Annotated in this window: 17 protein-coding genes; 9 read left to right on the top strand and 8 right to left on the bottom strand. The window is 61.9% G+C overall.

Features of this window, described 5'->3' with window-relative positions; genetic code table 11:
* Positions 1-182 precede the first annotated feature (182 nt).
* Positions 183-2,387: a TonB-dependent siderophore receptor gene (locus J3361_RS02505; RefSeq protein ID WP_207962148.1), complete on the bottom strand. Its 2,205-nt coding sequence runs from the start codon at positions 2,385-2,387 to the stop codon at positions 183-185.
* A 244-nt stretch (positions 2,388-2,631) separates the two neighbouring features.
* On the opposite strand from J3361_RS02505, the gene J3361_RS02500 reads away from it, so the two are divergent.
* The 7 genes from J3361_RS02500 (at position 2,632) to J3361_RS02470 (ending at position 10,999) form a co-directional block, all read left to right on the top strand.
* Entirely contained in the window at positions 2,632-3,858 is a 1,227-nt protein-coding gene (locus J3361_RS02500; RefSeq protein WP_207962146.1) for an MFS transporter, read from the top strand.
* Positions 3,859-3,944: 86 nt separating this feature from the next.
* Positions 3,945-4,460 (top strand): sigma-70 family RNA polymerase sigma factor, encoded by a 516-nt coding sequence (locus J3361_RS02495; RefSeq protein WP_186705849.1) that lies wholly within the window; start codon positions 3,945-3,947, stop codon positions 4,458-4,460.
* On the top strand, positions 4,461-5,438 hold the full coding sequence (locus tag J3361_RS02490; protein WP_207962144.1) for a FecR domain-containing protein: 978 nt from the start codon (positions 4,461-4,463) through the stop codon (positions 5,436-5,438). It begins immediately after the preceding gene.
* A 99-nt stretch (positions 5,439-5,537) separates the two neighbouring features.
* Positions 5,538-7,943: a TonB-dependent receptor gene (locus tag J3361_RS02485; RefSeq protein WP_207962142.1), complete on the top strand. Its 2,406-nt coding sequence runs from the start codon at positions 5,538-5,540 to the stop codon at positions 7,941-7,943.
* A 64-nt stretch (positions 7,944-8,007) separates the two neighbouring features.
* Positions 8,008-9,192, top strand: coding sequence for an ABC transporter substrate-binding protein (locus J3361_RS02480; RefSeq protein ID WP_207962140.1), 1,185 nt, complete (start codon positions 8,008-8,010; stop codon positions 9,190-9,192).
* Positions 9,189-10,250: an iron ABC transporter permease gene (locus J3361_RS02475; protein WP_186705845.1), complete on the top strand. Its 1,062-nt coding sequence runs from the start codon at positions 9,189-9,191 to the stop codon at positions 10,248-10,250. The genes J3361_RS02480 and J3361_RS02475 overlap by 4 nt, the downstream gene beginning before the upstream one ends.
* Entirely contained in the window at positions 10,244-10,999 is a 756-nt protein-coding gene (locus J3361_RS02470; RefSeq protein WP_207962138.1) for an ABC transporter ATP-binding protein, read from the top strand. The genes J3361_RS02475 and J3361_RS02470 overlap by 7 nt, the downstream gene beginning before the upstream one ends.
* 43 nt (positions 11,000-11,042) lie before the next feature.
* On the opposite strand, the gene J3361_RS02465 is transcribed toward J3361_RS02470, so the two are convergent.
* The 4 genes from J3361_RS02465 to J3361_RS02450 all read right to left on the bottom strand — a co-directional run bounded on the left by J3361_RS02465 (position 11,043) and on the right by J3361_RS02450 (position 16,888).
* The gene (locus J3361_RS02465) at positions 11,043-13,004 is read right to left on the bottom strand and encodes a methyl-accepting chemotaxis protein (protein ID WP_207962136.1); all 1,962 of its coding nucleotides are present in this window, start codon (positions 13,002-13,004) and stop codon (positions 11,043-11,045) included.
* Positions 13,005-13,279: 275 nt separating this feature from the next.
* Entirely contained in the window at positions 13,280-13,765 is a 486-nt protein-coding gene (locus tag J3361_RS02460) for an ester cyclase (protein ID WP_243458710.1), read from the bottom strand.
* A gap of 63 nt (positions 13,766-13,828) precedes the next feature.
* Complete coding sequence (locus J3361_RS02455) at positions 13,829-15,307, bottom strand: amino acid permease (protein ID WP_207962134.1); 1,479 nt, start codon at positions 15,305-15,307, stop codon at positions 13,829-13,831.
* 87 nt (positions 15,308-15,394) lie between these two features.
* Positions 15,395-16,888 (bottom strand): aldehyde dehydrogenase, encoded by a 1,494-nt coding sequence (locus J3361_RS02450; RefSeq protein WP_207962132.1) that lies wholly within the window; start codon positions 16,886-16,888, stop codon positions 15,395-15,397.
* 235 nt (positions 16,889-17,123) lie between these two features.
* Between J3361_RS02450 and J3361_RS02445 the strand changes: the two genes are divergently transcribed.
* Entirely contained in the window at positions 17,124-17,855 is a 732-nt protein-coding gene (locus J3361_RS02445; protein ID WP_207962130.1) for an FCD domain-containing protein, read from the top strand.
* Positions 17,856-17,962: 107 nt separating this feature from the next.
* Complete coding sequence (locus J3361_RS02440) at positions 17,963-18,706, top strand: cache domain-containing protein (protein WP_207962129.1); 744 nt, start codon at positions 17,963-17,965, stop codon at positions 18,704-18,706.
* A gap of 133 nt (positions 18,707-18,839) precedes the next feature.
* Here J3361_RS02440 and J3361_RS02435 read toward each other — a convergent pair whose 3' ends face one another.
* The 3 genes from J3361_RS02435 to J3361_RS02425 all read right to left on the bottom strand — a co-directional run bounded on the left by J3361_RS02435 (position 18,840) and on the right by J3361_RS02425 (position 23,076).
* Positions 18,840-20,096: an MFS transporter gene (locus J3361_RS02435; RefSeq protein WP_207962127.1), complete on the bottom strand. Its 1,257-nt coding sequence runs from the start codon at positions 20,094-20,096 to the stop codon at positions 18,840-18,842.
* A 325-nt stretch (positions 20,097-20,421) separates the two neighbouring features.
* Positions 20,422-21,675, bottom strand: coding sequence for an OprD family porin (locus J3361_RS02430; protein WP_207962125.1), 1,254 nt, complete (start codon positions 21,673-21,675; stop codon positions 20,422-20,424).
* 96 nt (positions 21,676-21,771) lie between these two features.
* The gene (locus tag J3361_RS02425; protein WP_018600453.1) at positions 21,772-23,076 is read right to left on the bottom strand and encodes a citrate:proton symporter; all 1,305 of its coding nucleotides are present in this window, start codon (positions 23,074-23,076) and stop codon (positions 21,772-21,774) included.
* Positions 23,077-23,104 lie beyond the last annotated feature (28 nt).

The raw sequence follows: 23,104 nt of genomic DNA, 5'->3' as shown, positions 1-23,104 counted from the left end.
ACTTGCCTAAATCCTTGTGGCGAGGGAGCTTGCTCCCGCTGGGCTGCGTAGCACCCCCTTTTTGCGAGCGCTTCGCACTCGAGCGGGAGCAAGCTCCCTCGCCACAGGTTCATCGTTTTTCTTGAGTGAATAGCACCCTCCTAATAAAGGATTGGTCCTGTGCTTGAGCCCCTCGCCCTGCCTCAGAAATCCACCGTGGCCGACAACTGCAAGGTACGCGGAGAGCCTGGCGAGAAAGCACCATACGAGGCGACGCCCGACCAGTATTCACGGTCAAAGACGTTCTGGACCGTGGCCCTGAACGTCGTCGGTCGACCCTCGATCCTGGTGGCGTAGCGAGCACCCGCGTCAAAGCGGGTCCAGGCATCCAGTTCCTGGGTGTTGGCCTGGTTCACGTATTGGCTGCTGGTGTAGATCGCACCGCTGGTGAGGGTAAAGCCTTCCACCCACGGGGTGTCCCATTCCGCCCACAGGTTGGCTTGGACGTCTGGCACGCCGACCGGTTTATTGCCACGGTTTGCCACCGTGGCGGAATCCGTCAGTTCGCCGTCGAGCAGTGTCACGCCACCCATCAAGCGGGTTCCGGGGGCCACTTCGCCGAACACGCTCAACTCCACACCGCGGTTGCGTTGTTCGGCCTGCACCGAGAAGACATCGTTCGCATCGAGCTCGCCACTGGGTTTCTCGATCTGGAACAGTGCCAGGGTGGTCATGAACGTGCCGTGCTCATACTTGACGCCCATCTCGTGTTGCCTGGATTCATAAGGTGCGAACATTTGGTTGGAATTGATCGCGTTGGCGGGCGCGGTGTCACCTTTACTCAGGCCCTCGACATAGTTGTAGTAGAGCGACACGTCTTCCCAGGGCTTGACGACGACACCGAACATTGGCGTGGTTTTGCTTTTGTCGTAGGACGGAGTGATCACGGTGGTGTTGTAGTTTTCCGACTTGACGTTTTGCCGGCGCAACCCCAGGGTCAGTTGGACACGGTCATCCAATGCCGACAAGGTGTCGGTCAAGGCGAAGCCGGACAGCTGCGTCTCGGAAACACGCAACACCTTGGGCGCGTTGATGGCGGGCTTGGGCCTGTCCACTGGGTGATAGATGTTCGAGGGGACATCCGACCCGTTGGTGATGCCCCGGGACAGCTCATCCTGATAAGTGCTCGCCATCAGCGTCGTCGTGTGAGTGACGGGGCCGGTGTCGAATACACCACGTACCCCCACGTCGGCTGTCGAACGATCCACGTTGAATTTGTAGTACCCCGGCCTGTTGCTGATATCACCGGCACTGTTAAGAATTCTCGGCACCTGGTCCGACATCCGCTTGACGTCCGACCGGCCGCCACCGGCATGGGCGAACACCGTGACCGCGTCCGTCAGGTCATATTCGCCACCCAGCAATGCCGACTGCTCCTTGGTGTCCGACCAGCCCCATGTCTGCGACGCGTTGGTGCGGCCGTTGGGGGCCGATGGAATCTCCACGCCAGGCGCGACGGTGAAGGGCCGAGAAGCGCCTTCGAAGCTTTCTTTCTGGCTGATGAAGTCGAGGTTCAAGCGCAGGCGCTCGCCGCGATAATCGAAGGCGATGGCGCCGATGTCGAGCTCGCGCTCCTGATCATCGACGGCCGTGTCGCCCCCCTGGAGGCTGCCGTTGAAGCGCACGCCGAACTGGTTTTCCGAGCCGAATCGGCGGCTGACGTCCAGGTGCCCGCCCACGTAGGAATCAGACGCATAGCTGCCGGTAAAGCGCGTCAGGTCTTCGTCCAGCGGCCGCTTGGGGACGATATTGATCACCCCGCCCACCCCGCTGTTGGGCGACATGCCGTACATCAGCGCACCCGGTCCCTTGAGCACTTCGATCCGTTCGGCATAGTCGGTGAACACTCGGTAGTTGGGCGCCACGCCGTAGACACCGTCGTAGGCCAGTTCGCCAAGGTTGCCCTCGCCGATGGGAAAACCACGGATGAAAAACGAATCGACGATGCCGCCCACCTGGCCCGTCGAGCGCACCGAAGGGTCGCGTTGCAAGGCATCGGCCGCGGTCACGGTTTGCAGGTCGGCCAAGGTCTTGGCGGTGTAGCTGGTCACGCTGAATGGCGTGTCCATCACGTCCTTGTTGCCCATCATCCCCAGGCGCGCGCCACGCGCCACTTGACCACCGGCCAGCTCGGCCGGCAAGGCGCTCGGGTTGTCGTGGGTGCCGGTGATGTTGGTGGCGTCAAGGGTCAAGCCTGGGCCGTTGTCGACCGCAGGGACGTCCGAGGTTTGCCCGGGGGTTGCCGCCCAGGCGGTGGCGCTTCCTGCGACCAGCATGAAACTCAGGGTGGCGGTACGAATCGCGAGGGATAACGCAGACTCACCACAAGGTCGACGTGCAACAGACATGGCTTAAGGATCCTTTCCGACGAGAGAAAATGGTAATCACTCCTATTGCCAGTCGACCTGCGGAAAAGTATCACCCCCCGGCGGTTATTTTTTCAGGCGGCCCCCCAACGCTCGGGCACACAGCCGCTGCTGCGCTATCGACCTTGCAACCTTTCGTGCAGCCGGGCATCTTGCCGACCGAGTCATCGCCCGCAGCACACGCACACCCACCCGCTTGCCAGCGATCAACCACCGAGGTCGAGTCATGTCCCACGCAGGTGCCCTCCAGGGTTCGAACGTCAGAATCCTGGTTTCCCTTCTGTTCGCGATCCAGCTCGTCTCCATGGGCGCGATGGAAATGAGCGGGCCGTTCTGGCCGGTGCACCTGCGCGGGCTGACGTCGTCGGAGTCGGTTTTCAGCTTCGCCAGCATCGCCGTGTATGTCGGGCCAATGCTGGGCATCATTTTGACCAGTGCGTTCTGGGGCCGTATCGGCGATCGCTACGGTCATAAGCTGATGATGATCCGCGCCCTGGCGGGCTTGTCGCTGACCCAGCTCGGGCTGGCGCTGAGCAGTGACATCTGGGTCATCCTGATCCTGCGTTTCCTGCAAGGCGCCTTTGCTGGTTACATCGCCCCGGCGCAGGCCTACGGCGTCAGCATCGAAGCCCCGTCACGTCGAGCGCGGCTGTTTGCGATCCTGCAGATATCCACCAATGTCGGCTCATTGCTCGGTGCGGTGGTCGGGGGGTTGATCCTCGACTACGCCACGTTCTTCTGGATCAACATCATCGCCTCGGCCTTGTGCGCGGTGTGCACGGTGGTCGCCGCCATGACCTTGCCGGACGTGCCACCGGTGACGAAATCCGCGACCGGCCAAGCCCCGGCAGCGACCCGTCGTACCGACAGCGTCTGGCAAGGCACACCGTTGCTGTCGTTGCTGTGCGTCATGGGCATTCTGCTGTTGGCGCGGATGCTGCCGCAGACGTCATTCTCCTTGTACGTAAGCTCGGTATTCGACGTCAGCCACTCGGTGGTCGGCCTCTGCTACGGCTTGCTGGCGCTGGGTTTCATTCTCTCGGCCACGGCCTGGTCGCGCTATTTCGAGCACCGTACCCAGCAGGACACCTTGCATCGCCTCCTCTACGTCGTGCTCGGGTGCATCGCCCTGACCGCCCTGGCAGGGACTACGCGCAACGCCATCGTTTTTATCGTCGCCTACTTCATCTGGGGGGTGCTGCTGGGCGCCACCACGCCGGTGCTGATGGCGCTAATCTCGAAATCCGCCGACAGCTCGCGACAAGGCCACGTGCTGGGCATTGCCCAGGGCACCGCCCAATTTGCGTCGATCGCGGGCATTTCCGCCGGTGGGTTGCTCAGCCAGGTCTACGGCTTGCAGTACACCTACCTGTTCGTTTGCCTGGCTTATGGGTTGGCACTGATTCCCGTCGTCGCGTTGCGATACTGGCCGATAAACCCGTCGCCTACCTGAAGCAGGGTTGTCGAATGCCGCTTGCGTCCCGGACAAGTTGTCCTTTAGCATTGGGAATACTTCTCAATTGCAAAAAAAACGCAGCCATGAGCGAAACCCTGCCCGCGAACAACGACCATCATCTGCGCGTGATCGAAGCGCTGTACGCCGGCCATCATGGCTGGCTGTACGCCACGTTGAAGAAGAAATTGGGCAACGCCATGGATGCAGCAGACCTGGCCCAAGACACCTTCACGCGCATTCTCGCCTCCCAAGTCACCGTCATTGACCAGCCCCGGGCCTACCTGAGCTGCGTCGCCAAGGGCATTCTCATCAACTGGTATCAGCGCAAGGCCCTGGAACGCGCCTACCTGGAAGCGCTCGCGCATTTGCCGGCCCAGGAAGTACCGTCTCCTGAATTGCGCTTCCTGGTGCTGGAAACCCTGCACGAAATCGACGCCATGCTCGACACGCTGCCGGCGCCGGTCAAACGGGCCTTCCTGCTGTCGCAGATCGGCGGCCTGAAATACGACGACATCGCCCAACAGCTGGACGTCTCGCTGATCACGGTCAAGCGCTACATGAAGCAGGCGTTCGTGCAGTGCCTGATGCTGGTGGAATGAATGCTCACCCGACGTCATGAGCCGCCGCTCGATCCCAAGGTCCTCGAAGAAGCCGCTGAGTGGCTGATGCGCTTGAGTGAGCGCGACCTCAGCGACAGCGAGCGCGCCGAGTGGGAATGCTGGAGAGCCAGCAGCCCCGAGCGCGGCCGGGCCTGGTCCCGTGCGCAAGTGCTGCAAGGCAAGCTCGGCGGTTTGCCACGCTCGCTGGCGATGTCGGCACTGGATCGCCCGAGCAGCCCCGAACGGCGCACGGCCCTTGGCAAACTGGCGTTGCTGCTGGCCGTGGTGCCTGCCGGTTGGGGCAGTTGGAAACTGGCGCAATCGCAGCAATGGTCCGCCGACTATCGCACCGCCGTGGGCGAGCGTCGCGAGCTGACCCTGGCCGACGGTTCCCACATCACCCTCAATACCGACACGGCCATCGACGTGCTGTTCGACACCCGGCAGCGGCTCATCCAGGTGCGCGAAGGGGAAATCCTGGTGCAGACCGCACCGGATGCTTCACCCCAGGCGCGACCGTTCCTGGTCAATACCCGTGAGGGGCGGATGCAGGCCCTGGGCACGCGGTTCACCGTGCGCCAACTGCCATCGACCACCCATCTGGCGGTACTCGAAGGCGCTGTGCGGATTGAATTGGCCGATGCTCGCCAGGCCGCGCCGCTCGTTGTCAACGCCGGGCAGCGCACTGACTTCTCGGCACAGGCCTTCGGCCCGTTGAGCCCGGCAGACCGCAACGTCGGCGCCTGGACCCAAGGCATGCTGATGGCCGACAAGATGCGCCTGGCGGACTTCGTCGCCGAGCTGACCCGCTATCGCCGGGGCTTCGTGCGTTGCGACCCGGCCATTGCCGAACTGCGGGTTTCCGGCGCCTTTCCCATCAGCGATACCCAGCGCACGCTCAATATGCTGGCGCAAACCTACCCGATCCTGGTCAGCGGCCATTTGAGCGGTTATTGGGTGACGCTCTCCCCTGCCTGACCCCGCCAAAAAATTTGCTGCCCTTGGTGATACTTTTTTTGATCTCAACTGGCAAAGAAAGGAATAACCATTTCATCTCGTCCATAGGGTCATCCATCCATGCTCGTTGCACGGCCCCTGCATTCGGATCGTCCGTCCAAGCTCGTCATGCGCAGTGTGCTGTTGAGCCTTGCCTTGGGCACGGTCACCGGGTCGTTCGCCTTGGCCGCCGTGCCCGCGCAACTGGAAGCCATTGCCCCCCGGGCCTATGACATCGCCCCCGGGCCGCTCGGCGCTGCCCTGTCGAGCTTTGCGATCACCGCTGGCATTGCCTTGTCGTTCCAGCCGTCGATCACCGAGGGGCTGCTCAGCCCGGGACTGTCCGGGACTTATCCGGCAGCGCAAGCGATCGCGCGCCTGCTGGGTGACAGCGGTGTGGAGATGATTGCCCGCGACGATGGCAGCTATACCCTGGTGCTGCGCCAAGTGTCCCTGCCGGAGATCAACGTCGGTGCCGCCGGCAGACCCAGCACCGACTTGCCACTCACCGACGCCAGCGGCCAGGTCGCCCGCGGCGCACGCCTCGGTCTGCTGGGCAACGCCGATGTGATGGATGCGCCGTTCAGCGTCAGCAGCTACACCTCGACGATGATCAACGATCAACAGGCGGTCACCGTGGGCGATTTGCTGGAGCGCGATGCTTCGGTGCGCGCCACTGGCCAGGCGGGCGGCATCGTCGACTCATTCTTCATCCGCGGTTTTCCGCTGGGGGAAGGCAATCTCGGGGAGTTGGCGTTCGACGGTGTGTATGGCGTGGCGTCCAACTACCGGGTGTTCACCGATTACGCCGAGCGTATCGAACTGGTCAAGGGGCCTGCCGCCCTGCTGTATGGCATGTCACCCAACAGCGCAGTGGGCGGCGTGATCAACGTGGTCCCCAAGCGCGCCCTCGACGAGGACCTGACCCGATTCACCAGCCGCTACGCCACGGATTCGCAACTGGGCGGCCACCTCGACGTCAGCCGGCGTTTTGGTGAAGAGCGCCGGTTCGGGATCAGGTTCAACGGCAGCCTGCAGCAGGGCGACACGGCCATCGACAAGCAGTCCCGAGAGGTCGGTACCGGCGCCATCTCCCTGGATTACCAAGGGGATCGCCTGCGCACGAGCCTGGACCTGATCAATCAAAAGGAAGCCTTCGACGCCGCATCACGGCCCTTCAGGATCGCCCCCGGCGTGCAGATTCCCTCGGCCGCCAACGGCCGGACCAGTGTCAGCCAGGATTGGGGCCGCTCCCAAGCCCGGGACAAGTCGGCGTTGCTGAGTGGCGAATATGACCTCAGCGACCAACTGACGCTGTTTGCCCACGCCGGTGGCGGAAAGTCCGAGGTCGAGCGCATGTCCGACCAGACCCCGACCATCATCAACGCGGCCGGCGACACGTCATCAGATCCCGGCTATTACCAATTCAAGGTCCGGCGCTACACCGTCGACGCCGGCGCGCGCCTGGGCTTCGACACCGGGCCGGTCAGCCACCGTGCGGTGCTGCAAGTCAGCCGTTATCGCGACGAGTTGTCCCGGGGCATTATTTCCGGCCCCGCCATCCTCTCGAACATCTATCACCCGATCGACCGGCCCCGGCCCAACCTCGCCGAACCCAACACCCCGAAAGTCTCCGAGAGCCAATTGTCCGGCGTCGCCCTGGCCGACACCCTGTCGGTGCTCGATGAACGCCTGCAGGTCACCCTCGGGCTGCGCAGGCAGAACGTCCAATCGGAAAACTTCAGCACCACCGTTGCGCCCTACGACAAAAGCAAAACCACGCCGCTGCTCGGTATCGTTGCCAAGCCCTGGGACCATGTCGCGCTGTACTACAACTACATCGAAGGCCTGAGCAAGGGCGACATTGCGCCGTCCGCTGCAACCAATGCGGATGAGGTTTTCTCACCCTACATCTCCCGCCAGCAGGAGATCGGCATCAAGCTCGACTACGACCGTTTCATGGCCACGCTGGCGCTGTTCCAGATCCAGAAACCCAGCGGTGAATTGTCGAACGGGGTGTTTTCGGTCCAGGCCCAGCAACGCAACCGTGGCATGGAACTGAACCTGTCCGGCGAGGTGGCCCGAGGCACCCGCCTGCTCGGTGGCGTGACGCTGCTCGATGGGGAGTTGACCCGCACTGCCGTGGCCGCCAATCGCGGCAACACACCGGTGGGCGTGCCCAAGGTCCAGGCCAATCTCTGGGCCGAATGGGACACCCCGGGCGTCGAAGGGCTGACATTGACCAGCGGCGCGATCTACACCGCCAGCCAGTACGTCGACCAGGCCAACACCCAGGCACTGGATGCCTGGACCCGCTTCGATGTCGGCGCCCGCTATGCCACGCGCATCGCCGAGCGGCCCACGATTTTTCGCGCCACGGTGCAGAACGTGTTTGATCGCGCCTACTGGTCGGGGGTCGCCTCCTATGGTGCGTTTTCCCAAGGCGCACCGCGCACGCTGCTGTTGTCCGCCACCGTTGATTTCTGAAACCCGCGGGCCGGGCTGGCGGTTTGCGCCGTTGTCCCGGTCGGCTTCTGTAAAGGCCTGAACCATGGTTACCGTTTTGCGTCATCACACGCTCGCCACCCTGCTGTTCGCCGGGTGGCTCGGCTTGTCGTTGTTTTCCCTGGCGCCACGCAACGCTGTCGCCGCCGAGACGGATCCGGCCCTGGGCAGCGTGACCGATCTGCTCGGGCGCCAGGTCAAGGTGCACCTCCCGGTCCGGCGGGTGATCCTCGGCGAAGGTCGCCAGTTGTACCTGGTGGCGGCGCTGGACACGCAAAACCCCATCGAACGCATCGTCGGTTGGCGCAAGGACCTGATCCAGTCCGATCCGGACACCTACGGCGCCTACCTGCGCAAATATCCCGACATCGCCAAGATCCCGACCTTCGGCGGATTCGAGGACGGCACCTTCGACATCGAGCAGGCGATTTCCCAGCGTCCGGATGTGATCATCCTCAATATCGAAGCCCAGCACGCCACCGAGGACGCGCGCTATATCGAAAAGCTCGACGCCTTGGGCATCCCGGTGGTCTATGTCGACTTTCGCAACAACCCGATGCAGAACACCGAGCCGACCATGCGCCTGTTCGGCCAATTGTTCGGCAAGCAAGCCCGGGCCGAGGCGTTCATCGGCTTTCGCAACCAGCAGATTCGACGCGTCACCGACGTCATCAAGGCGCGCCACCCTGCCCGGCCAAAGGTCTTCATCGAACGCATCGGCGGCTACACCGATGATTGCTGCCTGAGCTTCGGCAACGAGAACTTCGGCCTGTTCGTCGAAATGGCCGGTGGCGACAACATTGCCAAAGGCATCATCCCCACCACGTTCGGCCAGTTGAACGCCGAGCAAGTGGTGGTCGCCAACCCGGCGCAGGTGGTGGTCACCAGTGCCAACTGGGAAGCCTTTGCCCCTGGCGGCCATTGGGTCGGCGTCGGCCCGGGGGCGGACATGGCCCAAGCCAGGCAAAAACTGGCGTGGTACACCCAGCGGCCGGCCTATGCCGGCATCAAGGCTCAGGACGACCAGGCGTTCCACGCCATCTGGCACCAGTTCTATAACAGCCCCTATCAGTTCGTCGCCATCCAGCAATTGGCCAAATGGTTTCACCCGACGTTGTTTGCCGACCTGGACCCGGACGCCTCGTTCCGCCAATTGCACGAGCAGTTCCTGCCGGTCCCGTATGAACCGGGCTACGCCGTCAGCCTGCGCCAGGCCGAGGACAAGCCATGACCACGCTGAACGAAACCCTGGTGATGCAACGTGACACCTACCGACGCCTGGTGCTGCGCAAGCGGCTTATCCTCGCCGGGCTCGCGCTGTTGCTGATCTGCAGCGTGCTGCTCGACCTGGCCCTCGGGCCGGCGCGCTACAGCCTCGACGAAGTGCTCGGCGCGCTGTTTTCACCGGACAGCGCATCGCCCCAAGTCCGCGTGGTGATGTGGGATATCCGCCTGCCCGTGGCGCTGATGGCCGTTGCGGTCGGCGCGGCGTTGTCCCTGGCCGGCGCGCAGATGCAGACGATCCTCAACAACCCGCTGGCCAGTCCGTTCACCCTGGGCATTTCCGCCGCCGCCAGTTTCGGTGCGGCCATGGGCCTGGCGTTTGGCGTGGCCTTGTTCCCGTTGGCGGCGCAGTACATGGTGCCGCTGAACGCTTTCATCATGGCCATGCTGTCGGCCTTGCTGATCCACTTCCTGAGCCTGCGCCGCGGTGTCACCGCCGAGACCATCGTGCTGCTCGGCATCGCCCTGGTGTTCACCTTCAACGCGCTGCTGGCGCTGGTGCAATTTTTTGCCACCGAGCAAGCCGTGGCCGCCGTGGTGTTCTGGACAATGGGCAGCCTGACCAAAGCCACCTGGCCCAAGCTCGGGGTGATCTGCCTGGTGATCCTGGTCACCCTGCCGATTTTCGCCCGGCGTGCCTGGGCCTTGACCGCCCTGCGCCTGGGGGACGACAAGGCCGCGAGTTTTGGCATCAACGTGCGCAGCCTGCGTTTTCAGACACTGATCATGGTCAGCCTGCTTGCCTCGTTCCCGGTGGCCTTTGTCGGCACCATCGGCTTCATCGGCCTGGTCGGACCGCACATCGCACGAATGCTGATCGGTGAAGACCAGCGGTTCTTCCTGCCGGCGTCCCTGCTGACCGGCGCACTGATTCTGTCCGCCAGTTCGGTGATCAGCAAAACCCTGATCCCCGGGGCCATTTTCCCCATCGGCGTGGTGACGTCGCTGATCGGCGTGCCCTTCTTCATATCCTTGATTCTCGGTGGGAAGAAAAACTCATGGTAACGATCCGGCTGGAGAATCTCGGCGCACGCTACGGCCAGCGCACAGTCATTCACGGCGTGACCACGGCAGCCTTTGTCGGCGGCCAGGTGGTAGCGGTGGTCGGCCCCAACGCGGCGGGCAAATCCACTTTATTCAAGCGCATGGCCGGCTTGATCGACGGCCCCGGGCAAGTGGTTCTGGAAGACTCGAAAAAGGGGCCGCAGGGCATCAGCTACATGCCCCAGGGCTTGAACGCCAGCGCCCGGTTGACGGTGTACGAGTCGGTGCTGCTGGCGCGCAAGCAGCTCACGCCGGGCTGGGTCGTCCACGATGATGAGCTGAAGTTGGTGGATGACATTCTCGCCGCGCTGGGCATCACCGAACTGTCGTTCCGTAACCTCGGCGCGCTCAGCGGCGGACAGCAGCAACTGGTGTCGATCGCCCAGACCCTGGTGCGCGAACCGGAAATCCTGTTGATGGATGAACCCACCAGCGCCCTGGACATGCACCGGCAAGTCCAGGTGCTGAACTTCATGCGGGCCCTGGCGCGCAAACGCCAGGTCATTGTGTTCATCGCCATCCATGACCTGAACCAGGCCCTGCGCTTTGCCGACCAGGTGCTGGTCATCGCCGACGGCACCGCCCAGGGCAGCGGCCCAAGCGCCGAGGTGATCAGCGAATCGATGCTGCGCAAGGTCTACAAGATCGAGGCGCGGATCGAGCAATGCAGCCGCGGCGAGCGTCATATCCTGATCGACGATATCGTCTGAGCGCACACCCGGGCCTTGCGTCGAAGGCCCGAGGTTGCAAGACCTAGGCGACCTTGAAGCGATTGACCAACTGTTGCTGGTGCTCGGCCAGGCGCGCCAGTTCCTGGCTGGTGATGGCCGTCTGCTCGGCGCCGGCACTCACCTGGATCACCAGGTCGTTGATCTCGTTCACGTTGCGATTGATGTCTTCGGACACCGCGCTCTGCTCTTCGGCCGCGGAGGCGATCTGGATGTTACGGTCGCTGATCGTCGCCACCCCCTCGGCGATCTCCACCAGCAACTCCCCCGCGCGCTCGACTTTGCTCGCCCCGTCCTGGGCCTTGTCCAGGGTCTGCTGCATGGACAGCGCCGCGCGATCCGAACCGGCCTGCAGGTTGCTGATCATCTGTTGAATGTTGCCCGTGGACTCCTGGGTCTTTTGCGCCAGGGTGCGCACTTCGGAGGCGACCACCGCAAAACCGCGGCCATGGTCACCGGCCCGCGCCGCTTCAATCGCCGCATTGAGCGCCAACAGATTGGTCTGTTCGGCAATGCCGCGAATCACATCGAGCACCGAGGAAATGGCATCGCTTTCCAGCTTGAGATCACCAATGATTTGCGCGGTCTCCTCGGCCTGCCCGGACAATTGGCGGATCAGCCCGATGGTGCTTTCGATTTCCACGCGCCCTTGGGCCGTGCTGAGGTTGACCTGTTGCGACATGTGCGCCGCATCGTTGGTACTTTGCGCCACCTCGCGCACCGTGGCGCTCATCTGATTGATCGCCGTGGCCACCAGCTCGGTGCCTTGGCGCTGTTGCTCGACACTCATGCTGGTCTGGACCGTCACCGTGGAAGACTCTTGCGCGGCGGTGGCCACTTGCGCCGTGGCGTTGCCGATTTCCTGCACGATCTCGCTGATCTCCTGCGCCATGCGATTGAGGTTGCGCGAGATCTGGCCGAACTCATCGCGGCCTTCATAGGTGGCCCTGGCGGTGAGGTCACGCTGTGCCAGGCCGTTCAGGGCCTGGTTCACATCGCGCACCGCCAGATCGATCAGGCGGATGATCACATACGACAACACCGTCACCGCCAGCAGCGCCACGACGACCGCAGCGACGGTCAGCCACAACGCCCGACTTGCTTCATCGCGGCCGTGAATCGCCAGGCGGCTGATGCTTTGGCCGAGGGCGTCTTCCACCTGGCTCATCATGTCGATGCGCTGAGTGGAGAGTTCAAACCAGGCCTCTGGCTTGATGCCCAGGGACTGGCCCAATGGCACTTCGAAAGCCAGGCGCTGCAACTTACCGACTTCGACCGCAGCGGGCTTGAGCATCTGCTCGGTGAACTGTTGAAGCAAGACGGGTTGGGCCTGGCGACGGAACGCGTCGGAATACGCAGAGAACTCACCAAGATTGCGGCTAAAGCGCGACAACAAGGTCTCATCGAAACGATCCTGGCTGAATACCAGGCCCAGCACGACCCGTTCGCGTCCGGCCCGCTCTTTCATCTCGATAAACTGATTGAGGGCATTGAGCGCATGAACAATGGTGGCGTTGTTGATCGTCGCTTCCAAAGAGTGGGTATAGCCCATGAGCGCTTGAATGATCTCGGTATAACGAACACCGGATTCGGTGCTGCTGATACCCAACTTATCCACTTGCCCACGAATGACGGGCAACTGGTCCAGTGCCTGGAGAACATTGTCCAATTGCGTACTGTCCGACGCAGACAACCCACGCACCACCTTGGCCGAGGCATTGGAATCCTGGCGTGCCTGGGCCATCCGTTCGCCCATGGACTTGCCGCCGCTGCCCAGGAAAACCCCGCTGGCGCCGCGCTCGCGCTGCAATACCGTGATCAGTTGACTCAACTTCTGTGCCGTGGCGCTGGCCGCGACCGTGGCGTCCATATCGCGCAGGGTCTTGTAGTTGTCCACGACGAAGACGCCGGCCAAGGTCAAGAATCCCAACAGGGGAAGTAGCAGGATCAATAAAAGTTTCAGACGCAGCGGTGCATTCCTGAGCATTTCCGTTCAAGCCTCATTTCATATGAATTAGTGACGCGTGAACTTGTTGTAGGAAGGCTGTTATACACGCTGACTTGGCGCGATCTTAGCGCAATACCAAATAGCCATCACCCTGATATTGCACCGCTGGGCACTTATAACGGCCGTGACGCAGGCATCTCGATTTGCCTTGATCAGGGTCAAACTTTCGATAAATAACGGTAAGCATTCCGTAAGGGAAAGTGCTCGACGATAGGTGCGCATTTCGCTTCAATTGTCTCGACGGGAGCCTTGATCTACCAGCCGAGCTGCTTGTTGAAACCCAGGGCGTCATAGTAGTCATGCTGCGTGAAAATCTTGCCCTCCTTGAGCCGGATGAAACTCACCCCCTTGAAGCTGAGCGGGCGCTGGGTGGCCGGCGTCTCGGTGCTCCAAGGCCCGGTATTGTGCCCCTTGAACTCCCATTCGAAGGCAATGCTTTCACCGTTGATGATCGGCTCGCCCAGCATCGTCCATTGCAGATCCGGTACTGCGTGCATGAACACTTCGATCACCTGGGTCTTGGCATTTTCCCGGCCGACCTGCGGTGTTCCCACCGAGGCGTCGAGAAACTCGCCGTCCTCGGCGAAGTACTTCGCCGCAGCCTCCGCATCACGAGCGTTCCAAGCCTTCATGTAGTCATTGATCACGCCCAGGGTATCGTTTTGACTGGCCGCCAGAACACCATGGCTGGCCAGCATCAGGAGCAACCCAAACAGCATCGAATGGATTCGAGTCGTCATAGCATTCACCTTTTCTCATCAGAGGAATTTGCCTGCCGCGCCCGGCGGCAGGCCGTCATGTTCCTAGGCTTTTTTCCAGGCATCGGACGCCGGCGCGGTACCCTTCTCGTAAGGACGAAATAGGACCATGTAGACGAGGCCGACGAGAATCACGATGGCACCGACCAACACGATGCCGTAGTTCACGTACCAAGGCGCATCTGGCGTACGCGGCCAGGACATATTGACGATGGCGAACAAGCCATAGCAGAGCGCAGCGATGTTCACCGGCCAGCCCCAACGTCCCAAGGTGAACTGGCCCTTGGGTGTCCAGCCCCGGAGACGGGCATACATCACTCCCCCGACGATCATCTGGAACGCCAGGTAGATACCGATGGCGGCAAAACTCACCACCAACGCGATGGCGTTCTGAAGATAAAAGCCGACACACACGATGATCGCCGGCAGCACCCCGCAGACCATCAGGGCGGCAGTCGGCACATGGGTCGTCGGGGAGAGTTTCTTCAGCACACCACTGCCCATGAGCATCTCGTCTCGGGCGTAGGCATACAACAAGCGGCTGGCGGATGCCTGCAAGCTCAGCACACAGGAAACGAATGAGACCGTGATCACCGCCATGACCACACGGGACATGACCGGACCGAACGCCGCGCCGAATATCGTGGCCATGGGATCCTTGTCCTGCCCGGAAACAACGGCGGCAATATCAGGCACGGCCAGGATCAAGGCCAGGGCGGCGAAGATCGAAGCAGCACCGCCGATCCAGATCGTCATTCGCATGGCCTTGGGGACCTGGCGGCTAGGATTGGGCGTTTCCTCGGCGACATCGCCGCAGGCTTCAAAACCATAGTAGAGGAACATCCCCGCCAGTGATGCGGCCAGGAAGGCCGGCCAGTACTCCCCATCGATGGAAATATCGAACGTGTCGAACAACACGCTCAAGGGCTGGTGGCGCTCGAAAATCAGCAAATAGCCGCCGATCAGCAAAGCCCCGACCAGCTCACACAGAAAACCGAACATCGCCACCCGCGCCAGCAGCTTGGTGCCGCTCAGGTTCAGGACCGTCGCGGCGGCGGTCAGGACCAGCGCAACCAAGGTATTAGTGACCGGCGACGACTCGAAACCCAGCAGGTTGGCAATGTAGGGACCAGCGCCCAGGGCTACGGCAGCAATGGTCACGCACAAAGAGATGGCGTAGATCCAGCCGACCATCCAGGCCCACTTTTTTCCCACCAGGCGACGAGCCCACGGATAGACACCGCCGGAAATGGGGTACTGGGACACCACTTCGCAAAAAATCAGGCACACCAGCATTTGCCCGAACCCCACCAGCAGGTAAGACCAGAACATCGGCGGCCCGCCCGCCGCCAGGCACAGGCCGAACAACGTGTAGACGCCGACCACCGGCGATAGGTAGGTGAACCCGAGGGCAAAGTTCTGCCACAGGCTCATGCTACGTTCGAAATTCGAGGTGTACCCCAGGGCACGGAGCTGCTCCGCGTCCTGGTCCACGGCTACCGTGGAGCTTATCGAGCTGTTCATTGCGCCATCCTTCAAAAAGGAATTCGTTTGAGTAAGCGTCAAGCAGGCAGAGCCATCCCGCCCGTAACGTGGTTCACCGGAAATGCCTCAGAGCTGAATCCAGGTGGCCTTGATCTCGGTGTATTTATCAAAAGCATGCAGGGATTTGTCGCGGCCATTGCCGGACTGTTTGTAGCCACCGAACGGCGCCATCATGTCGCCGCCGTCATACAGGTTGACCCAGACACTTCCGGCGCGAAGAGCCCGGGCCATGGTGTGGGCGCGCGACAGGTTGGCCGTCCAGACGGCTGCCGCCAGCCCGTAAGGCGTGTCGTTGGCGATGCGCACCGCATCCTCGGCTTCGTCGAACTCGATCACCGACAGCACCGGGCCAAAAATCTCTTCCCGGGCAATGTTCATCGAATTGCTGACGTTATCGAATAGCGTCGGCTCCACGTAGCTGCCACCGCTGTCCGCCAGCGCCACCTGTCCTCCCAGCAACAACTGGGCGCCTTGATCCTGTCCTTGCCGAATGTGGTGCAACACCCCTTCCAGGTGGCGCGCGTCCACCAGCGCACCGACATTGGTGTCGGGATCCAACGGATGGCCTGGCTTCCAGCCTTTCATGGCCTCGACCACCATCGGCACGAAACGCGCCTTGATGGAAGCCTGGACGAGCAAACGTGAACCGGCGGTGCACACCTCGCCCTGGTTGAAAGCAATGGCGGCCGCTGCCGCTTCCGCGGCTACCTGTAGATCAGGGGCATCGGCGAAAACAATGTTCGGACTCTTACCCCCCGCCTCCAGCCAGACCCGCTTCATGTTCGACTCGCCCGCATACACGAGAAGTTGCTTGGCCACTCGGGTGGAACCGGTAAACGCCAGCACATCAACGTCACCGTGCAAGGCCAGGGCCTTGCCCACCGTGTGCCCATAGCCTGGCAGCACATTGAGCACACCGGCCGGCAACCCTGCCTCCAGGGCAAGCTGTGCGATACGAATGGCCGTCAGCGGCGAACGCTCCGAAGGTTTGAGAATCACCGAATTACCGCTCGCCAATGCCGGCCCCAATTTCCAAGACGCCATCATCAATGGGAAATTCCACGGCACGATGGCAACGACCACCCCGACCGGCTCTCGCGTCACCAACCCGAGCTGATCCATAGCCGTCGCGGCCACTTCATCGTAGATCTTGTCGATGGCCTCACCGCACCAGCGAATGCTGTCGATGGCGCCGGGCAGGTCGACCGCCAGCGAGTCGGCGATCGGTTTGCCCATGTCCAGCGTTTCCAGCAGTGCCAGCTCTTCGACATGGGACTGCAAGAGGTCGGAAAAACGCAACATGACCGCCTTGCGCGCTGCCGGTGCCTGACGCGACCAAACGCCAGACTCGAATGCCGCCCGGGCGCTGGTCACGGCCAACTCGGCGTCCGCGGCATCGCAACTTGCAACCAGGCCCAACAATCGCCCATCCACAGGACTCACGCATTCGAAGGTAGCGCCTGAACTGGCAGGCCTGTACTGCCCGTCGATAAAGGCACGGCCCTCGATGTCCAGCGCCTTGGCTCTGGCTTCCCACTCTGCTCGGGTCAAGTGACTCATGATTGAAGTGCTCCTGGGTTCGGATGAATGCGATCTCGGCTCGCTTAAACATATGGAACCATATCTTTTAATCCATGAGAACCCCAGCAAAACCAAATTCAGCCAGGTTTTTTTGACTTCAACGCCTTTTCATCCCTAGAATTCCGCGCCAATGGCCCCTAAAAATGCCTTTGAACTATGAAATAGAATTTTTTGAGTCCAGGCGTCGACGGCGCCGCCAATGAATGAAACGACCATGAGTCCTACATCGAGCCTCATACGCCTCAATCAGGAAGGGAAAACGGAATCGGTCACCCGCCGCCTGGTTGAAATGATTGACCTGGGGTTGCTGGTCGAAGGTGAACAGCTCCCCAGCGAAAGTACCCTGGCCACCCAACTCGGCGTCGCCACGGTCACCCTGCGCGATGCGTTGGCTGCCTTGCGAGAACGCGGGGTCATCGAAACCCGCCGTGGGCGCAACGGCGGCAGCTTTATCTGCGCCGCCCCACAAACCACCGATCAAGCCTTGTTCGATCAATTGCGCGAAATGAGCACGCTTGAATTGCGTGACCTGGCCGACGAGCACGCAGCCATTTCCGGCGCTGCCGCCCGCTTGGCAGCCCAACGTGCCGGCCCTGAGCAACATGCGCGGCTGGGTGGCTACGTCGATGCGCTGGCCAAGGCACAAGAACGGCTGGAGCGCCGACGTGCCGACGCCAGGTTCCACATCGAAATTGCCGTGGCGTCGCAGTCGGTGCGGCTGACCCACAGCGAGGCCCGCTTGCAGGCGGAACTGGGGGAGTTGTTATGGTTGCCATTTGATGAGCAACCGGATCCCCAAGTGATCGAGCGGGAACACCGGGCGATTCTGGAGGCCATTATTGCGAACGATGCCAATCTGGCCGGGGCCCTGGCCGAAGCCCATGTCGCTCGCGGCGTCCGGCGCTTGACCGCCATACGCTTGCAGCAGATGGCGCAGGATGCCTGATGACTGGAACAGAACTTGCTGAACAACTGACTCCAAACACCGTCCGACAGCCTGTCCGTGTCGCCAGCAAACACCGCACTGTCCCTTCCGAGGCATGAGTTAGAGCCATGGATAACGAAATGTCAGCAAATGGGTTATCCCAATGCGCAACGTTGATCAACGCTTCCATTGGTAACGTCTTCAAGGGTCTCAACGACCTGGGCGCACAGGTATCGGGCATTTGGGAACGGCAACGGTGCAAGACCAGGCGACCCAATCAACGCGATCTCAAGCCATTGCTGGCTGGCGTCCGGCAGATTCTCGATTCCGAAAGCCTCAAGTTTCATGGCGCCGGCGTGGTCTTCGCCCCCGGTGAACTGGAAGATTGCGAGATGCACCTGCAGTGGTGGTGCCGGACCCAGAACGAACACATCCAGCCTTTGCAGCTGAACCTCGATAGCCGTAGCGATCGTTTCTACGATTACTTGCACATGCCGTGGTACACCCGTCCGCAGCAGACTCGCCAGCCTTCCATAGATGGTCCTTTTGTCGACTTGTACGGCACCGAGCAGTACATCGTCGCCTTTTCCGTGCCGATTTTTTTCGATGATCGCTTCATTGGTGTCGCCGCCGCCGACATCTCCCTGCACTCGTTGGAACCTTTGCTTGTTCGCAGTCTGATGAGAGTCAGCAATGAAGCACTGTTGCTCAATGCCGAGGGCCGAGTGCTGGCCGCCAATACGGCGAGTTGGTTGGCCGGCGATCTGACCAGGGGCGTGCTGAACCAGGACATGGAACAAGGGCGCGTTTTGAGCCTCATCGACACGTCGTCCTATTGGAGCGTGGTGGAGCGGCCGGTACCCAGGCTCTGATTGCCGGGCGTTTCGATTTCCCCTGTTGTAAGCAAGTCCTCCTGTGGGAGGGGGCTTGCTCGCGAAAGCGGTGGGTCAGCTTGCATGCACTTTGACTGGGCCAAGCTCACTCCCACAGCGGTGATACGCGGCCTCAGGCAATCCCGCCGTCAGGTACTGCAAGCGTGCCGGGCTGTGGAGCGCGGCTTGGCCGGAACGTCTCGGGCATCATCAGCAACAGGCCGAACGCCAATGCGGCAATCGCTGCCAGGGTCAAAAATGCAGCGCTGTAGCCAGCCCCTTGCACCACGAAGCCGGCCAGACTATTGCTCAACGCAGCGCCGAGCCCGAACACCGTCGATAACACCCCGAGGCTGACATTGAAACGCCCGGTGCCCTGGGTCAGGTCCTTGACCACCAGGGGAAACAACGCGCCGAATAACCCAGCACCGATACCGTCCAGCAGTTGCACCGCCACCAACCAGTAGGGATCGTCCGAGAGCACGTACAGCACGCCGCGAATGGGAAGGATCAGGAAGCCGGCCAGCAACAACGGCTTGCGGCCCCAGGCATCGGCCTTGACCCCCACCAGCCACGCCATGGGGACCATGACCAGTTGCGCCGCAACGATACAGGCTGACGTCAGCGGCGTGGCCAGGTGCACGTTGGCCTGGGCGAGCTTCTGGCTGACCAGCGGGAGCATCGCCGCGTTCGCCAGGTGGAACAGCCCGCAGCACATGGCGAACAACAGCAGCGTGCGGTTATCCACCAATACCCGCAGCGCCGAGGGTGCCGGGCCGTGGACCACCTGCCCCGCCTCCAGGCCCCGGGCCACGTCGTGATCGATGGCCGCGGCGGACACGCAACTGACCGCCACGATGCTGGCCAAGGCCATGGCGGCCATCAGGTAGAACACCGCGATGGGACCGAACAGCCAGGCGAACCCACCCGCCAGCAGCGCTGCGCAGGCATTGCCGGCGTGGTTGAATGTTTCGTTGCGCCCGGTGCGCCGGGTAAAGGCCTTGGCGCCGGTAATGCCCAGGGAAATCGCCGCGATCGCCGGCGCGAAGGCCGACGCTGCCACCGCGCCGAGTGCCTGGGTCAGCGCCACCAGGCCAAAGGACGACGTGAACGGCAGCACCAGACACCCCAGCGTCACCATCAAGGCCGCCACGGCCACCACGGCACGTTTGCTGCGCACCCGGTCGATCAGCGCGCCGGCGGGCGCCTGGGCGACAAGCCCGGCCATCGCCGCCACCGTCATCACCACGCCGATGCTGGCCGGGTCCCAGCGATGCACCGCTAACAGGTAGATCGCCAGGTACGGGCCCAAACCATCGCGCACATCGGCGAGGAAAAAATTCAAGCCATCCAGGGAGAGGTTGTTGCGTCGGTCTTGGTTTCGATCCACAGCGGCCTCGACGAGAGCTTTGCCCAAAGATGATTGGCGCCAAGGTGTACGGTCACACGAGACGACGGTTTGCGCCCTGCGTCACCAACGCTGCGTGACGGGGCGCGCGAAGCATCCTACCAAAAGGTTGTACTGTTCACTTAAGAGCGCTGATAAATCCGTGGCGAGGGAGCTTGCTCCCGCTGGGTCGCGAAGCGGCCCCAAAACCTGCCGAACGCGTAACACGGACACACCTCAGCCGCCGGCTCACGACTGCTTCGCAGCCGAGCGGGAGCAAGCTCCCTCGCCACAGGTCCGTCGTTGTTTCTTAAATGAACTGCACGCCCTACCAAAGCGCGATGTCGTAGGTGAAGTAGATCCGATTGCTGTCACGCCCCCGTGAAAAGTCCGAGCGATAGACGTAATTTCGCACCTTCACCCCCAGCCCCTTGAACGTGCCCTGCTGCATCACATAGGCGATCTCTGCGTCACGTTCCCACTCTTTGACCGTGGTGTTGGACTTGCCGTCGTTACCGCTCAGGTAGCGGGTGGAGAACGTCAGGCCCGGCACACCGAGGCGCGCGAAGTCGTAGCCGTAACCGAGCATCCAGGTCTTTTCGTCTTCCTCGATGAACTTGCCGATTCCGACGTTGCTGAAGGAATACACCGTGGCGCCACTGATGTAAGGCAGGCCCGCCTCGCCGCTGAGGGTCTGGTAACCGGCACTCAACGTGTGGCCGACAACGGCGTAGGACAGCGATCCGCTGAGCATATCGTTGTCGATCTTGCCGCCGTAGGCCGAACCCGAATCGACGCTGTTGAAATAGCGCAGGTCGCTGGTCAGTACCCCGGCACCCAAGGGCAGATCATGCTGGATGCCAGCAAAATTCTGCCGATAGAAATTCTCCAGCTCGCCATAGAAGTAGCTCAGGCGGACGTTCTTGCCCAGCTTGTAGTCGGCGCCGGCATAGCTGAAGTCACCGGACTCATCGCCGCCGTAGCCATCAGGCACGATGGGCATGCTGTCGCTCGAATCCCGCAGTTTGAAACGCTCCAGACGCCCACCGGTCAGGGTGAGGTTATCGATGTCACTGCTGCTGACCTGGGTGCCTTGGTAGGTCTGGGGCAACAGCCGCGCATCGTTGTAGATCAACACTGGAGTCTTGGGCAGCAACGTGCCGTACCTGAGCGTGGTCTTGGCGAACCGGGCCTTGGCGGTCATGCCCGCGCTGGCGAACTCGTCGGCGGCGCGACCGTCGTCATGCACTGGCAGCAGGCCGGTGCCGCTGCGGCCACGCCCGGAGTCGAGCTTGACTCCGAGCAGGCCCAGGGCATCGACGCCGAAACCGATCGTGCCCGGCATAAAGCCTGACTGGTAATCCAGCAGAAAACCCTGGGCCCATTCGGTGCGCTCACTCTTGGCCGTCCTCGCCGCCCGTGCGCTCATGCCGTGCTCATCGCGGAAATTTTCGTTGAAATAGACGTTGCGCAATTGCAGCTTGAGCTTGCTGTCGCCGATGAAGCCTTCGGCGCTGGCCGTGGCCAGGGGCAACAGGCCAAGGATTGGAAACAAAGCCCCGCGGGTAAGCAAAGTGGTCATGTCGAGCTACTCGTTGTTGTTATTGAGCGTGCAGGCCGGCGCACACCCCCTTGCGGGGCGTGTCAGGCAGGCAGCTAAAAAAGTGCGGCGGGTGAATCAGGAGAACAGCGTCAGCGCCCCGGTCAGCAGGGCCAATGCAGTAATGACCAGGGAGGTGAGCACCGCCCATTTGACGGTGGCCTTCTGGAAGTCGCCCAGGTCGCGGTCGACCATGCCCACCAGCAACAGGGTCGAGGCCACCAGCGGACTCATCAGGTGCACCGGCTGGCCAAGAATGGACGCCCGGGCAATTTCCACCGGATCGATCCCGTAGGCCGCCGCGGCGTTAGCCAGGATCGGCACGACACCGAAGTAGTAGGCATCGTTGGACAAGACGAAGGTCAGCGGCATGCTGGTAATCGCCACCACCAGCGGGAACAGATGGCCCCAGGACGGCGGAATCCAGTCCACCAGGGTTTGTGCCAACGCATCGACCATCTTCGTCCCGGAGAAAATCCCGGCGAAGATGCCCGCGGCAAACACCAGCAGGACCACGGTCATGGCATTGCCCGAATGGGCGAGAATGCGTTCCTTCTGAATATCCAGCTGCGGGTAGTTGATCATCAGCGCCAGGACAAAACCGATCAGGAACAGGATCGCCGAGTGCATGAGCCCCATCACCAGCGCAACCATCACCGCGACCACCAACAGCAAGTTGACGTAGGCCAGTTTCGGACGCTTGTGTGGCGTGTCTTCCATGATCGCGTTGATGTAGCAGTTGCCGCCGCCGCTTTGCAGTTGGACGTTGCCGATGCGCTTGCGCTCGGCACGGCCCAACAGGAACGCCGTGAACACCACCCATGCGGCCCCACCGATCATGGTCGGCAGCAACGGCACGAAGTACTCACCGGCATCCAGGCCCAGCGCTGCGATGGCACGGGTCGCCGGGCCGCCCCAAGGGGTCATGCCGCTCATGATGCTCAAGGAGAGCATGGAAACGGTCGCCAGGATCATCGGGTTCATGCCGATGCGCTTATACAGCGGCAGCATCGCGGCACAGGTGATCATGTACGTGGTCGTGCCGTCACCGTCCAGCGCCACCAACAGCGACAGCAGCGCAGTGCCCACGGCGATTTTCATCGGGTCGCCATTGACCCGCTTGAGGATCTTGCGGATCAGCGGGTCGAACAGGCCGGCGTCGATCATCAAGCCGAAAAACAGGATCGCGAACAACAGCAGTGCCGCTGACGGAGCGACCATCTTCAGGCCATCCAGCATCATCTTGCCGGTGGTCCCGCCAAAGCCGCCAAGCACCGCAAAGACGATCGGCACCACCGTCAGGGCGACGATGGGCGACAGCCGTTTGGTCATTATCAGGAAGGTGAAGACCACCACCATGGCCAAGCCAAGTAAAGCGAGCATATGTCAGATCTCTTGTTGTTATTGAGTC

The sequence above is a fragment of the Pseudomonas sp. OA65 genome (genome assembly GCF_017498305.1).
Classification (GTDB): Bacteria; Pseudomonadota; Gammaproteobacteria; order Pseudomonadales; family Pseudomonadaceae; genus Aquipseudomonas; species Aquipseudomonas zanjanensis.
The sequence above is the reverse complement of the archived record's forward strand: the minus strand, read 5'-3'. Positions and strand labels throughout refer to the sequence as shown.

Bases quoted from the DNA above. Each gene is read 5' to 3' on its own strand.
- J3361_RS02505 (WP_207962148.1), bottom strand. From the start codon at position 2,387: ATGTCTGTTGCACGTCGACCTTGTGGTGAGTCTGCGTTATCCCTCGCG.
- J3361_RS02500 (WP_207962146.1), top strand. From the start codon at position 2,632: ATGTCCCACGCAGGTGCCCTCCAGGGTTCGAACGTCAGAATCCTGGTT.
- J3361_RS02495 (WP_186705849.1), top strand. From the start codon at position 3,945: ATGAGCGAAACCCTGCCCGCGAACAACGACCATCATCTGCGCGTGATC.
- J3361_RS02490 (WP_207962144.1), top strand. From the start codon at position 4,461: ATGCTCACCCGACGTCATGAGCCGCCGCTCGATCCCAAGGTCCTCGAA.
- J3361_RS02485 (WP_207962142.1), top strand. From the start codon at position 5,538: ATGCTCGTTGCACGGCCCCTGCATTCGGATCGTCCGTCCAAGCTCGTC.
- J3361_RS02480 (WP_207962140.1), top strand. From the start codon at position 8,008: ATGGTTACCGTTTTGCGTCATCACACGCTCGCCACCCTGCTGTTCGCC.
- J3361_RS02475 (WP_186705845.1), top strand. From the start codon at position 9,189: ATGACCACGCTGAACGAAACCCTGGTGATGCAACGTGACACCTACCGA.
- J3361_RS02470 (WP_207962138.1), top strand. From the start codon at position 10,244: ATGGTAACGATCCGGCTGGAGAATCTCGGCGCACGCTACGGCCAGCGC.
- J3361_RS02465 (WP_207962136.1), bottom strand. From the start codon at position 13,004: ATGCTCAGGAATGCACCGCTGCGTCTGAAACTTTTATTGATCCTGCTA.
- J3361_RS02460 (WP_243458710.1), bottom strand. From the start codon at position 13,765: ATGACGACTCGAATCCATTCGATGCTGTTTGGGTTGCTCCTGATGCTG.
- J3361_RS02455 (WP_207962134.1), bottom strand. From the start codon at position 15,307: ATGAACAGCTCGATAAGCTCCACGGTAGCCGTGGACCAGGACGCGGAG.
- J3361_RS02450 (WP_207962132.1), bottom strand. From the start codon at position 16,888: ATGAGTCACTTGACCCGAGCAGAGTGGGAAGCCAGAGCCAAGGCGCTG.
- J3361_RS02445 (WP_207962130.1), top strand. From the start codon at position 17,124: ATGAGTCCTACATCGAGCCTCATACGCCTCAATCAGGAAGGGAAAACG.
- J3361_RS02440 (WP_207962129.1), top strand. From the start codon at position 17,963: ATGGATAACGAAATGTCAGCAAATGGGTTATCCCAATGCGCAACGTTG.
- J3361_RS02430 (WP_207962125.1), bottom strand. From the start codon at position 21,675: ATGACCACTTTGCTTACCCGCGGGGCTTTGTTTCCAATCCTTGGCCTG.
- J3361_RS02425 (WP_018600453.1), bottom strand. From the start codon at position 23,076: ATGCTCGCTTTACTTGGCTTGGCCATGGTGGTGGTCTTCACCTTCCTG.